Annotated in this window: 11 protein-coding genes; 3 read left to right on the top strand and 8 right to left on the bottom strand. The window is 42.3% G+C overall.

Annotated elements, in window-relative coordinates:
• Window positions 1–161 precede the first annotated feature (161 nt).
• Complete coding sequence (locus tag ACHUFQ_RS16265) at window positions 162–506, top strand: hypothetical protein (protein ID WP_394176906.1); 345 nt, start codon at window positions 162–164, stop codon at window positions 504–506.
• A 364-nt stretch (window positions 507–870) separates the two neighbouring features.
• Here ACHUFQ_RS16265 and ACHUFQ_RS16260 read toward each other — a convergent pair whose 3' ends face one another.
• Window positions 871–1,914, bottom strand: a complete 1,044-nt coding sequence (locus tag ACHUFQ_RS16260) for a Glu/Leu/Phe/Val family dehydrogenase (protein ID WP_394176905.1) — start codon at window positions 1,912–1,914, stop codon at window positions 871–873.
• 240 nt (window positions 1,915–2,154) lie between these two features.
• On the opposite strand from ACHUFQ_RS16260, the gene ACHUFQ_RS16255 reads away from it, so the two are divergent.
• Window positions 2,155–2,562, top strand: a complete 408-nt coding sequence (locus ACHUFQ_RS16255; RefSeq protein WP_394176904.1) for a DUF4826 family protein — start codon at window positions 2,155–2,157, stop codon at window positions 2,560–2,562.
• Between the two features lie 25 nt (window positions 2,563–2,587).
• On the opposite strand, the gene ACHUFQ_RS16250 is transcribed toward ACHUFQ_RS16255, so the two are convergent.
• The 7 genes from ACHUFQ_RS16250 to ACHUFQ_RS16220 form a co-directional block, all read right to left on the bottom strand.
• Window positions 2,588–3,049: a GNAT family N-acetyltransferase gene (locus ACHUFQ_RS16250; RefSeq protein WP_394176903.1), complete on the bottom strand. Its 462-nt coding sequence runs from the start codon at window positions 3,047–3,049 to the stop codon at window positions 2,588–2,590.
• Between the two features lie 8 nt (window positions 3,050–3,057).
• Complete coding sequence (locus ACHUFQ_RS16245; RefSeq protein WP_394176902.1) at window positions 3,058–4,203, bottom strand: JmjC domain-containing protein; 1,146 nt, start codon at window positions 4,201–4,203, stop codon at window positions 3,058–3,060.
• 718 nt (window positions 4,204–4,921) lie between these two features.
• Window positions 4,922–6,289 (bottom strand): adenylosuccinate lyase, encoded by a 1,368-nt coding sequence (gene purB / locus ACHUFQ_RS16240; protein WP_394176901.1) that lies wholly within the window; start codon window positions 6,287–6,289, stop codon window positions 4,922–4,924.
• A gap of 13 nt (window positions 6,290–6,302) precedes the next feature.
• On the bottom strand, window positions 6,303–6,920 hold the full coding sequence (gene hflD, locus ACHUFQ_RS16235) for a high frequency lysogenization protein HflD (RefSeq protein WP_394176900.1): 618 nt from the start codon (window positions 6,918–6,920) through the stop codon (window positions 6,303–6,305).
• A 115-nt stretch (window positions 6,921–7,035) separates the two neighbouring features.
• Entirely contained in the window at window positions 7,036–8,148 is a 1,113-nt protein-coding gene (mnmA, locus tag ACHUFQ_RS16230; RefSeq protein WP_394176899.1) for a tRNA 2-thiouridine(34) synthase MnmA, read from the bottom strand.
• A 581-nt stretch (window positions 8,149–8,729) separates the two neighbouring features.
• The gene (locus ACHUFQ_RS16225) at window positions 8,730–9,209 is read right to left on the bottom strand and encodes an NUDIX hydrolase (protein WP_394176898.1); all 480 of its coding nucleotides are present in this window, start codon (window positions 9,207–9,209) and stop codon (window positions 8,730–8,732) included.
• A gap of 14 nt (window positions 9,210–9,223) precedes the next feature.
• The gene (locus ACHUFQ_RS16220; protein WP_394176897.1) at window positions 9,224–9,958 is read right to left on the bottom strand and encodes a pseudouridine synthase; all 735 of its coding nucleotides are present in this window, start codon (window positions 9,956–9,958) and stop codon (window positions 9,224–9,226) included.
• Window positions 9,959–10,447: 489 nt separating this feature from the next.
• Here ACHUFQ_RS16220 and ACHUFQ_RS16215 point away from each other — a divergent pair, with 489 nt between their 5' ends.
• Window positions 10,448–12,676: an NADP-dependent isocitrate dehydrogenase gene (locus ACHUFQ_RS16215; protein ID WP_394176896.1), complete on the top strand. Its 2,229-nt coding sequence runs from the start codon at window positions 10,448–10,450 to the stop codon at window positions 12,674–12,676.
• Window positions 12,677–12,796 lie beyond the last annotated feature (120 nt).

Raw genomic sequence — 12,796 nt, 5'->3', positions numbered from 1 at the left:
TTGGCAATTCCCCATACACCGTTTCAGGCATAAGTTGACGTTAACAGATTGAAAAGGTTAATGTCTCTTGTGAGCGAGATAAAGCCTCTCAGTTTGTCTGATGCAATATTCTGAAAACATTCCAATCAACTTTTAGCATCACATGGAGTTTCAATATCAATTTGAATCAAAAAAGAGTCAATGCAAGGCTTTCGAATTACCCGTTTGCTTTATTGATGATACCAGTTATTACATTAGGAAAAGGCTTTTGGGAAATAGGCTTAGCGTCTGCTGCTGCATTCATTTTGCTATATAACATAGACCCTGTATTCAAATTTTATCGCAGCAAAGTTGATAAGTTTCATGAAGTTATGTTGTGGTCTTTTTCAATAGGCATGGTATTCTCAACTTTTGCCTTTTATATTCCTGAGCATTCAGGGAAATTGTTAGCGTTATGGGGTATACCAACATTCATCTTTAGCTTCAAACTTGTCTCTCAAGCGAGTAAGTTAGTTTATAAGCAATAATTACAATCTGTGCATAATGATTTTGTGACCTGAAGGTTGAAACTCCAACAAATAAGTATATTAGAATTTGCTAACGGTCCGAGTTTGGCACATAGCCGACATTCGCACCACTTAGAAACAGTAATTTTCGTTAATTGGGAATATCACAAACTTATCTGAAACTCATTGATTTCCATCCTATGTGATTGTATATAAAGAATTTTATAGTTGACACGGAACGATTTTACGGTGTTTTGCGTCATGCTAAGGTATTGATTAGAAAGAAAATAAAAAAAAGGATCTACGCTATATAGATCCTTAATTTCATATCAGCCCAGTTCAAAGACGGGATTTTTTTTAAGACAAAAACAGGTTTTTCGAGAAATTATTTGTGGCCGTTGGCGATAATTTTACGTGCCATTTGATCGGCAACTAAACCTGTAGGTAAGTCTTCTTGCTGAGCTTTGCAGAATACATCCATAAGCGTGTTATAGATATCTTCTACTAAAGCTGTAGCTTTGTCGGCACAGTATGGTTCGTCACCTATTTCCAATGCAACATTGATGATGCCACCGGCATTGATCACGTAATCCGGTGCATACAAAATACCTTTATCTTTCACGATTTCGTCATGACGCGTTTCCGCAAGCTGGTTATTAGCGCAACCTGCGATAATCACGGCTTTTAGCTTTTCAAGCGTTGTGTCATTGATGGTAGCACCAAGTGCACATGGTGCGAATACGTCTACATCTTGCTCATAGATTTCGTCAAGACCAACCACTTTTGCGTTTAGCTCTGTTGCCGCTTTATCTAACGCTTCTTGGTTAATATCGGTTACCACTAATTCAGCGCCGGCATCGACAAGTTTTTCGCACAGCGAATAACCAACACTGCCTAAACCTTGCACGGCTACCTTGATACCCGTCAGATCGTCTTTACCAAGTTTGAACTTGACTGCGGCCTTGATACCTAAAAAGGTACCTAACGCCGTAAATGGCCCTGGGTTACCACTTTTGCCTTCAAGACCCGAAACAAATTCTGTTTCCTGATTAACAATGGCCATGTCGCCAGTGGTAATGTTTACGTCTTCGGCAGTGTAATAACGACCACCCAGATTGTTTACAGCTCTGCCAAAGGCTTTGAATAGGGCTTCAGATTTTAAATTTTTAGGATTACCAATAATAACGGCTTTACCACCGCCAAGATGTAAACCGGCCATGGCATTTTTGTAGGTCATACCTTTAGACAGTCGCAGAACGTCTTTTAAGGCTTCATCGTCACTGGCATAGTCCCAAAATCGGCAACCACCGGCTGCAGGACCTAAATTTGTGTTGTGTACGGCAATAATCGCTTTTAAGCCAGATTGTTCATCCGAGCAATAAACAACCTGTTCATGGTGATCAAAATCGACGAGATCAAAAAGAGCCACACTTTTCTCCATTTTATTGTTCAGTACAGAGTAATTGATAGGGAATAAATCCCTAAAAATTCAAGCGGTAAAAATTTCGCGAACCTTATCACTTTCAATCCTTACAGACCATACAAAGGAGGAAATTCTTTTTTTTAAATGTGTTCATTTAATACTACAAGTAAATTCATCAATTTCTACTTGAGATCATCAAGATTATCAGCGAGTATGGGCGAAATTTTTTTCATTATGAGGCCTCGTATGAGCAATCCTGGCGAATTTACTGAAGAGCAACGCAGCGCATGGGTGCGTGAACAATATCAAAAAGCAACAAAGTATTTAGCGGAAAAAGGCTTTGTTACCGAATCTGTTGCTACGTTAGATAGCCGCTATCTGATACCTGTTGTGGCTATTTGGAAATTACAAACGATTAATAAAGAAAGTGTGTGGGTGATCAGTGGTGATTTGCCTTGCGATCACATTGGAATATCGGCTGCGGAAGACGTACGTGAAGCATTGAGAAACTTCTCAATGAAATGGCAATTACAAGCGCAGAATATCCTTGCGACGGCCAAGGATAGAACGCAAATCGAATTCGCCAGCCTATTAGTAAGTAGGGCAGAAGGTCTATATCAGCTATTTGAAAACGAAAAGCTCTGGAACGAATAGAGAACTCTGCGTTTTCAAAATGAGATTAATGGCTTAAATAGAATCGTTTAAAGTCGATTTGTCTAATCGGGCATGCCATTCTTTGTCTGGGGATTCCGGCTTCCATAAAAACCGCCCCTACAGGGCGGAAATTGTGGCTTGCGAAATAGCTGACGGCGTCAAGGTCGGAGTTGATGTAAACTTCGTTTAACTGATTCTTTCGGGCGATTTTCACTAGCGCCTGAATGACCTCTTTACCAACGGGGCTCTTTCGTTTGGATATCACTACAGCGATACGGGAAATTTCACCATTGTTGGTGATTCTTCCTGTTGCTATAGGCTCCTGGGTTTCTTCATCCACCACCAGAACGTGGTGGGCTTTTCTGTCTTGTTGGTCAAATTCTACGTCGTAGGGGATTCGCCGTTCGAAACAAAACACTTTTTCGCGGACGGATTTTAATTGTCGCTCGGCCTGCTGCCAACGAACAACATTTACTTTGTAGCGCACTACTCACCTCAAGCTAACTGCCAAAGTCCTATATTTATAACCCTAGTTAACAGCTCGAGGTTTTTCAAATTGCTTAACGCGCTTTTTAATAATTCAGAGTTTAAGTGTTGTTTGTTTGCCATGGCTAAGGCGAGATCTAAAGACTCTTCATAGATGGTAAACCGTTCACCATTAATAAACAGTTTTCGCTGGTCAATTACTAAGGTTTTTATACCTAATACTGGCTCTAGCGCACCATCATCTTCAATGATTTGTTCAATAATCTCAGGGAGCTCTTCAATGGATAAAGGTTGCTCAGGCAAGCCAACATCCAGGGCGTGATGCACCGAGGTTAACTGTTGGCCGAGGAAGTCTTCCAACATTTCCTCGTTGTTTAGAACCTGCAACATTTGTTGTTTTAGGTTTTGGAAATCTTTACCTGTCAGTGTTTCAGGACGATCTGTATAGCGACGATGGCTGTCATCGATACGTGTCTCGTATAAATCTTCGTCCAGCATATAATCGGCAAGTCCGCTAAACAACTCTTGCGGATTTGGCGCCTGAAAGCCAATGGAATAATTCATCGCATTGTCTATGGCTAGCCCGTCATGGGGGTGATGGGGCGGTATATACAGAAGATCTCCGGCTTCGGTCGTTACGTCTATGCAACTCTCAAACGCAGAAACTTGTTTTAGATCTGGATGAGGGACAAGGTTTCTTAGGTCATTATCGGGCTTACCAACCCGCCAGTGCCGTTTACCGCTGCCTTGAACAATAAAGACATCATATTGATCAAGATGAGGTCCAACACCACCGCCTGGGGTTGAAAAGCTTACCATCACATCATCAATGCGCCAATTGGGTATAAATCGGAACGGGGTAATAAGCGAATCGACGTCTTCGAACCAATGGTTAACCGCCTGGACCAATAACGTCCAGTTTTCTTCGCCAAAGGTCTCAAAGTCACGAAATGGCCCGTGTTCAACGTTCCAGTCATTTCCATTGTGCTGCACGATGCGCGATTCTATCATATCTTCCATTGCAAGCCCGGCAAGTTCATCAGGCTCAACAGGATCGACAAAATCAGGGAATGCCCCTTTAATGAGTAATGGCTTTTTCTGCCAGTACTTCTCTAGAAAAAGTTCTGGGGTGAGATCTTTCCAATCTATGATCATGGTTGTACTACAAAATTAATCAATCAATGGCTATAGGATACACGCCATTATTAAAAAAATCAGGCACTACCGGGATATTTATAATGGCCAAAGCAAGCCAATCCTGGCTCGAACCACAAGTGTTCACTGAGAAATAATCTATCGACAAAATTAACAGGACACCCACCTTAGCAGCGTTACTAATTGATAAGCCAAGCCCGGGGGATTCCAGAGTCTTATTAAGTTACAAAATTAACAGGACACCCACCTTAGCAGCGTTACTAATTGATAAGCCAACCCCGAGGGATTCCAGAGTCTTATTAAGTAATAAAAGATGTTGTTATTGTAGTAAGGGAGGAGGAGGATATTGTTTACATATTCGCTCGCTGTCTGCAAATTCTGGTCTACATAAAAGCTAACCGAATGTGTTGGGGAGCAAAAAACTGAGTTCTCCTCCTATTGGTTCGAAGATCTATCCAATTAAATCCTGACGTCAATTGGTGGTTATCAGAGATTCAGATCGATCCTATATGATGCTTAACCATGGGTGTCTTATTAAGGAGGATGCTTGATTCGATACGATGACTAAGTGTGGGTGTCTTGATAATAAGCACTTAAACGGATCTGATGTTTAACCATGGGTGTCTTGGTAATAAGCACCTTGCTAGTAGGCATAAAATTCAATGCAAAAAAAAGGCTATGAAATTTCATAGCCTTTTTATACGAGTTTTATGACAGCTTATAGCTCGTCAATAAAGCTGACAGCACGGCCGATATAACTTGCCGGTGTCATTGCAATCAACTCGTCTTTTGCCTGCTGAGGTAACTCGAGGTTTTCGATAAAGGCGCGCATGGATTCTCCGTTGACACGCTTGCCACGGGTTAACTCTTTAAGTTTTTCATATGGCTTTTCGATGCCATATCGACGCATAACCGTCTGCACAGGTTCTGCTAAAACTTCCCAGTTTGAATCTAACTCATCAAGAAGGCTTTGCTCGTTAACCTGTAACTTGCTGATGCCTTTTAATGTGGCCTGGTAAGAAATCAATGAGTGGGCAAAACCAACACCTAGATTACGCAGCACAGTAGAGTCTGTAAGGTCACGCTGCCAGCGGGATACTGGTAGCTTTTGTGCAAGATGTGCAAATAATGCGTTAGCAATACCTAAGTTACCTTCCGAGTTTTCAAAATCAATCGGGTTAACTTTATGCGGCATTGTTGAAGATCCAATTTCCCCAGCAATGGTTTTTTGCTTAAAGTGGCCGAGTGCAATGTAACCCCAGATGTCGCGATCAAAATCAATCAAAATGGTGTTAAAGCGAGCGACAGCATCGAATAGTTCGGCGATATAATCGTGTGGCTCGATTTGTGTCGTAAATGCATTCCAGGTAATACCTAGCGACGTTACAAAGCTTTCTGAAAACTCATGCCAGTTAAGTTCTGGATAAGCAGACAGGTGTGCATTGTAGTTACCAACGGCGCCATTGATTTTGCCTAAAAACTCAACCGCAGCGATTTGGTCGCGCTGGCGTTTTAATCGTACGTATACGTTGGCCATTTCTTTACCCATTGTGCTTGGGCTAGCTGGCTGACCGTGGGTACGACACATCATTGGAATGGTTTTGTATTCAATGGCCAGGTTTTTGATTTCCGCAAGGATTTCATCCAGCACTGGTAGCAATACCTGCTCACGACATTCTTTAAGCATAAGTGCGTGAGACAGGTTATTGATATCTTCAGACGTACAGGCAAAATGAATAAACTCTGATACGGCATTTAGCTCATTATTGTCAGCGACTTGCTCTTTCAAAAAGTACTCAACCGCCTTAACATCATGATTAGTGGTGGCTTCGATAGTTTTTACCCGAGCGGCATCTTCTTCGCTAAAATTATCTACGATTGCATCGAGAACGGCATTTGCATCTGCAGAGAATGCAGGTACTTCCGAAATTTCAGCAGTCGCGGCAAGTTTTTGTAACCAACGTACTTCCACGGTGACTCGGTATTTGATCAAACCGAATTCACTGAAGATAGGGCGTAATGCTTTTACTTTACTGCCATATCGTCCATCTACCGGGGAAATAGCACTGATGCTTGAGAGTTCCATATCAGATTCCTAATTAATGTATAGACTTTAATAATTTTTGAGCTTCAGCCACTACTTGGCGTCGGCGAAATAATATAATTCGGCGTTTTCCGCCCATTTGTCGCCATAAAACGGCGGCACGAATGCCTGAGAGGAGCAACGCACGTATTCGGTTTTGATTGCCGACCTGCTTTAAAATCGTTTGTTCACCGGCAATTTGGATGCGAGTGGCCAATGGGCTGATCACATCACTATAAACGCTGGCAAAATTTGCGATCATGGTATCACTCGTCAATTCAAAGTGTTCAAGTTGACGTTGACACTGTTCAATGCGACTACCAAGTTGCGCAAGATCCTTTTTATTGCTTTGTAAACGGCGCTCTAGGTTCAACATGCTGACGATGTATCGGGTTATCTCCGGATCTTTCTCTACCGTGGTATCACCGAGTTGAGTCACGATGAGCTGTAAGCCGGTTTTTAAGTGGGCGATATCCGATCCATAGACCTCGAGTGAGTCTTTTGGGTCAGTGATCACAATAGAATTTAACATCAGCTCGAATAAAGATTCGTCGAGCTGATTTTTACGAGCAATACCCTGAACCATGGCAGAAGCCTGGCAGATTGCAGCGAATGTTAACGTTTGTTGTCTCATATAACCTACAGCGTAATTGTTATGATTTATCTGTCATCACATTGAATAACCAGTTGTTAAAACAGGAGCCATTGTTTTTAACGGGTCGCAATTTTCGAATTAGCTATCGAATTAGCTATCGAATTAATTGATCAATGATCCCGCCACCCAGACAAACATCATCGAGATAGAACACCACGGATTGACCTGGTGTCACAGAACTTTGCTGTTCATCAAATAAAATTTCGTAATCGCCTTCATTTAAGCGAGTCACTGTACAAGCGACATCCTGCTGGCGGTATCGAGTTTTTACCGTGCAGTGGAAGCTTTTGCCAATAGCAGGTTGGTGACGATCCACCCAATGCAATTGGTCCGCAACTAACCCTTTGGAGAACAGGCGAGGGTGGTTATGACCTTGACCAACGATCAACACATTACGTTTCATGTCTTTTTCAACAACGTACCAAGGTTCATCGCCAGCTTCTTTTAGACCGCCAATTCTCAGCCCCTTGCGTTGTCCAAGTGTGTGGTACATCAAACCATCATGCTCACCAATAGGTTGACCCTCACAATTTTCGATAACACCAGGCTGCGCTGGCAGGTAACGACCAAGAAAATCTTTAAATTTGCGTTCACCGATAAAACAGATCCCGGTGGAATCTTTTTTATTGTGGGTAATTAAACCTTCCCGCTCGGCAATTGCGCGAACTTTAGGCTTCTCCAAATGGCCAACAGGAAATAGCGTTTGCGCGACTTGTTGATGACTCAGCGTATATAAAAAGTAGCTTTGATCTTTGTTGTTATCCAGACCACGAATCAATTGAAACGTATTCTCTTTTTCCCGGCGCTGAACATAATGGCCAGTCGCAATAAAGTCGGCACCCATGTCTTCGCAGGCAAATTCTAAAAATGCCTTAAATTTGATTTCTTTGTTGCACATGATATCTGGATTAGGTGTGCGACCGGCTTTGTATTCTTCAAGAAAATACTCAAACACATTATCCCAGTATTCGGCGGCAAAATTGATGGTGTGAAGCTCTATCCCTAATTTTTCACAAACCGCTTGCGCATCTTTAAGATCTTCCGCTGCTGCACAATATTCGTCATCGTCGTCTTCTTCCCAGTTTTTCATAAACAAACCTTCTACCTGATAGCCTTGCTGCTGTAGAAGATACGCGGAAACGGAAGAATCAACACCGCCGGACATGCCGACGATAACTTTTAAATCACGGTTAGCTGTTGTACTCAAGGACTGTAATTCCCGACCAGTTAAAAAATGGCGCGAATTTTAACATGAAATAATAGCCAGCGCATTATTAATACAAAATCTTATTTATATAAAATGTAATAGCAATGCTAACCTCGACATTTTGCTTAATAGGCAACCCAAGTCGTTGATAACCTTCATTGCTTTGCAAATGAATAATAGGCTGGTTAATAACAAGCTGGCACAGGGTTTGTTTAATAACCAGAAGGAAAACTACCGGCTAGGGGCGGGACAGTGCCGTTTTGTTTTTTCGGTTTTACCATCATTACTTTGACGTTATACCAATCACATTAGATTATTGCTCACTCAGTGAGAATTTAAAGGCTTTTAGGCAAGGCGTTGATTGCAGAGAATGGTTATTCCGCTCTCAAAAACAGCCAAAATTGGGCAAAATCAGTAACACAGGATAAACGCCTTTAAAACTCACCCGTAGGGAGTTTATCTTAAGGCCCATTTACTGCCCTATATTTCATTAATATAGAATGACTATATCAATAAAATCTATGTTGTAACTGAACCTCTGATCTAACTCTGAGTTGTGCACAAACTTAATGTGATTGGTATTATTTCTCCAGAGGAGCGTTTATGTAAGATTTTAAAATCGACAAAGGGTAGGTGGTTCCAGCAAGATAATCCTGAATGCCATTTAATACCATGGGACTGCGCAATTGTTGTGATTTTTCAAGGATTTCATCAAAGGTCATCCACAATGCTCGGTTTATGTCTGTATCCATTGGTTGAGTTTCCAACCAATCTTCCAGTTCGACAATAAAACAAAAACGTAAATAAAACAGATTGGAGCGTGGCAGGTGAAAATAGTAAATTCCGCATAAAACACCAGGCTCGACGATTAACCCCGTTTCTTCTTTGACTTCACGTATTAAACCATCAGTAATCGACTCGTCCGGCTCCAGATGGCCAGCAGGTTGATTGTAAACCCATTGTTCGTCTTGCCATTCTTCTACCATTAAAAATTTTCCGTTGCAGTGAATAATCGCAGCGACAGTAACATTGGGTTTAAATTGCAGGTGATGGTCATCCACGTAGGTAACTTCCTTTATTTGTCGATAGTTTGATGGCTAATTTGTCGGTATTGCCCTGGGGCTAATGTGTTTAGTGGGGCAATATCCGTTAGCGAATAAGGTCCCATACTTAAACGTATTAACCGTAAGGTTGGATTGCCGACATGGGCTGTCATTCGTCTTACCTGTCGATTTTTTCCTTCGGTAATAATAATTTCTAACCAGGTGGTTGGTATATTCTTTCGTTCTCTGATCGGCACGCTACGTGCCCACACATCTGGCGCTGAGATCCGCCTGACTTTCGCTGGGCGGGTTAAACCGTCGTTCAATTCCACGCCTTTGATTAGTGCTGTAATCGATGCATTAGATACTTCACCTTCGACCTGAACCCAGTAGGTTTTGGATTTACTGAATTTTGGATTTGCCAATTTGTGTTGTAGCTCACCATCATTGGTCAATACCAGCAAACCTTCGGAATCTTTGTCCAGACGACCTGCAGCATACACATCGGGGATGGCAATAAAATCCTTTAGTGTTGAACGTTTCTGATCATCGGTAAATTGAGTGAGAACGTCATAGGGCTTATTAAACAAAATTATGATCGGCTTTTCAGGTTTCGGCCGAGTTTTTTTGTTAAACGAGCCAGTTCGAGAGTCGGAACGAATGCCCTGACGAGAACCTTTGTGTTTGCGCTGCGGTTTGTGTGGAGAAGTTATGTTTTTCTGGTTGCTGTTTTCGCTGTTACGCGCGCTAGATTTTCGCTTTTCCATGGTGCAAGTAGTCGTTTGTTGAAGAATAAAAATGATCGAATTGTATAGTACCAAATTAACGCTAACTTTGGGTTATAAGTTCTTCTAAATCGTTTTAAATCTTGGTTAAAGTTAAGGCTATGTTAATTAAATGCATACTGCTATACTATCGCGCGCTCGCCATATAAACCCGAACTGTACAGCAAGTATTAGCTCTGTGTGGTTTTTACTACAAGGCAGTTTAATTGTACCCGATCACCAAAATGAAAAGGCGGGGTACCGGGTTGAGTGGCGACGGATAAAAAAAGGGCTGACTTAGTTATTTGCCAATAGCGTTTTAAGCTTCACCTAACGTTAGGCGCAAGGATATCTCTCTGAGTAAATGTTTAATATAAAGGGATAGTCTTGTTTCGAATTTGATGAACTTATTCAAAGCAATACGCAAAAATTATCAGACCTAACTCGTTTAAAGTAGCGCCTGACATCGGGCGTTTAAACAAAGGACAAGGTATGACCTCCGAGAATTCCAAAATTATCTACACTATTACCGACGAAGCGCCGGCATTAGCAACTCAATCTTTCTTACCTATCGTGCAAGCATTTGCAGGTACTGCCGGCATTGAAGTTACGACTAAAGACATTTCTTTAGCGGGTCGAATCATCTCAAACTTCCCTGAATATTTAACCGCTGAACAACAAATCGGTGATGCGCTTAGTGAATTGGGCGAGCTGGCAAAAACGCCACAAGCAAACATTATTAAATTACCAAATATCAGTGCTTCTATTCCACAATTACAAGCAGCGATAAAAGAATTGCAACAAAAGGGTTACGCGTTACCAGATTTCCCGGAAGAACCTTCTACAGAAGAAGAAAAAGTTATTCGTTCTAAATACGCGAAAGTACTGGGCAGTGCGGTAAACCCGGTATTACGGGAAGGTAATTCAGACCGTCGTGCGCCTGGCTCAGTAAAACAATATGCCAGAAATAATCCTCATTCAATGGGTGCCTGGTCTGCGGATTCGAAATCTACCGTAGCGAGCATGACTGACGGTGATTTTTTTGGCAGCGAACAATCGGTTACTGTTGACCAAGCGACCTCGGTAAATATCGAGTTTGTGTCAGAATCGGGCGATGTCGAAGTGTTGAAGTCGGATCTTGCCTTATTGGCGGGTGAGGTCATAGACTCTTCGTTTATGAGCAAGAATAAATTGCGTACCTTCCTAGCTGAACAAATTCAAGCGGCAAAAGCGCAGGGCGTATTGTTCTCCTTGCACATGAAAGCCACCATGATGAAGGTTTCTGATCCGATTATTTTTGGCCATTGTGTTTCCGTTTTCTATCAAGACGTTTTCGCCAAATATCAGGATGTTTTCGAAAAACTAGGCGTTGATGTAAATAACGGTATCGGTGATGTTTACTCGAAAATCGAACAATTAGAGCCAGCGTTAAAAGATGAAATAACGGCTGCGCTAGATGCGGTATATACCGACGCTCCTGATTTAGCCATGGTTAATTCAGACAAAGGTATTACCAACTTGCATGTGCCTAGCGATGTGATTATCGATGCGTCCATGCCGGCGATGATCCGCTCATCCGGACAAATGTGGAACAAAGATGATCAATTGCAGGACGCAATCGCAGTGATCCCAGATCGTTGTTATTCTGGTGTTTATCAGGAAACGATTGATTTTTGTAAAAAACATGGCGCTTTTGACCCAACAACCATGGGTAGTGTTCCAAACGTTGGCTTGATGGCTCAAAAAGCCGAAGAGTATGGTTCACACGACAAGACATTTGAAGTAAAAGCCGATGGTACCATGCGTGTTGTCGACGCTAATGGCAACGTGTTAATGCAACACCAGGTTGAAGCCGGTGATATCTGGCGTATGTGTCAGGTAAAAGATGCACCAATTCAGGATTGGGTTAAATTAGCCGTTAACCGTTCACGTGCATCCAATACACCAGCAGTATTCTGGTTAAATCCAGAGCGTGCTCATGATGCACAATTGATCAAAAAGGTTAATGCCTATTTGCCACAACACGATACCGAAGGTTTGGATATTCGTATTCTTGCTCCGGTTGAAGCGACGCGTTTCTCTTTAGAGCGCATCAAAGACGGTAAAGATACGATTTCTGTAACGGGTAATGTATTACGTGATTATCTGACGGATTTATTCCCTATCTTAGAACTGGGTACCAGCGCGAAGATGTTGTCTATTGTTCCTCTAATGAACGGTGGTGGTTTATTCGAAACCGGTGCAGGTGGTTCTGCGCCTAAGCATGTTCAGCAGTTTGAAAACCAAAACTATCTGCGTTGGGATTCGTTGGGTGAATTCCTGGCATTAGCGGCCTCGTTTGAACACTTAAGCGTATTTGCCAACAATGCTAAAGCTAAAGTCTTAGCCGACACGCTGGATGCGGCGACTGCAACCTTCCTGGCGGAAAATAAATCCCCAGCCCGTAAAGTTGGACAGATTGATAACCGTGGTAGCCATTTTTATCTAGCGCTCTACTGGGCACAGGAATTGGCCGCGCAATCTCAAGATGCAGAATTACAAGCCTTGTTTACGCCAGTTGCTGAAAACTTAACGTCTCAGGAAGCAACTATCGTTGATGAGCTGAATTCAGCGCAGGGTGTTGCTGTGGATGTGAAAGGTTACTATCAACCGGATACCGCATTGGCGAGTAAAGCTATGCGCCCAAGTACAACCCTGAATGACGTGATTTCTGCGTTGTAATCAAGGTTAAAAGCCATTCATTTCATTAAAGCCTGCTTATGCATAACACCATTCAGTTAAGAGCCTCTTTTCTGAATGGGGTAGCGGGTTTTATTGATACGAACGGTCCTTTTCTTGGGC

Source organism: Thalassotalea litorea (genome assembly GCF_043642205.1).
In the GTDB taxonomy this organism is placed as follows: Bacteria; Pseudomonadota; Gammaproteobacteria; order Enterobacterales; family Alteromonadaceae; genus Thalassotalea_A; species Thalassotalea_A litorea.
This window is presented reverse-complemented; position numbering and strand designations above follow the sequence as displayed.

Excerpts from the sequence above, each read along its gene's own strand:
- ACHUFQ_RS16255 (WP_394176904.1), top strand. The coding sequence starts at position 2,155 with ATGAGCAATCCTGGCGAATTTACTGAAGAGCAACGCAGCGCATGGGTG.
- ACHUFQ_RS16245 (WP_394176902.1), bottom strand. The coding sequence starts at position 4,203 with ATGATCATAGATTGGAAAGATCTCACCCCAGAACTTTTTCTAGAGAAG.
- purB (WP_394176901.1), bottom strand. The coding sequence starts at position 6,289 with ATGGAACTCTCAAGCATCAGTGCTATTTCCCCGGTAGATGGACGATAT.
- hflD (WP_394176900.1), bottom strand. The coding sequence starts at position 6,920 with ATGAGACAACAAACGTTAACATTCGCTGCAATCTGCCAGGCTTCTGCC.
- ACHUFQ_RS16220 (WP_394176897.1), bottom strand. The coding sequence starts at position 9,958 with ATGGAAAAGCGAAAATCTAGCGCGCGTAACAGCGAAAACAGCAACCAG.
- ACHUFQ_RS16215 (WP_394176896.1), top strand. The coding sequence starts at position 10,448 with ATGACCTCCGAGAATTCCAAAATTATCTACACTATTACCGACGAAGCG.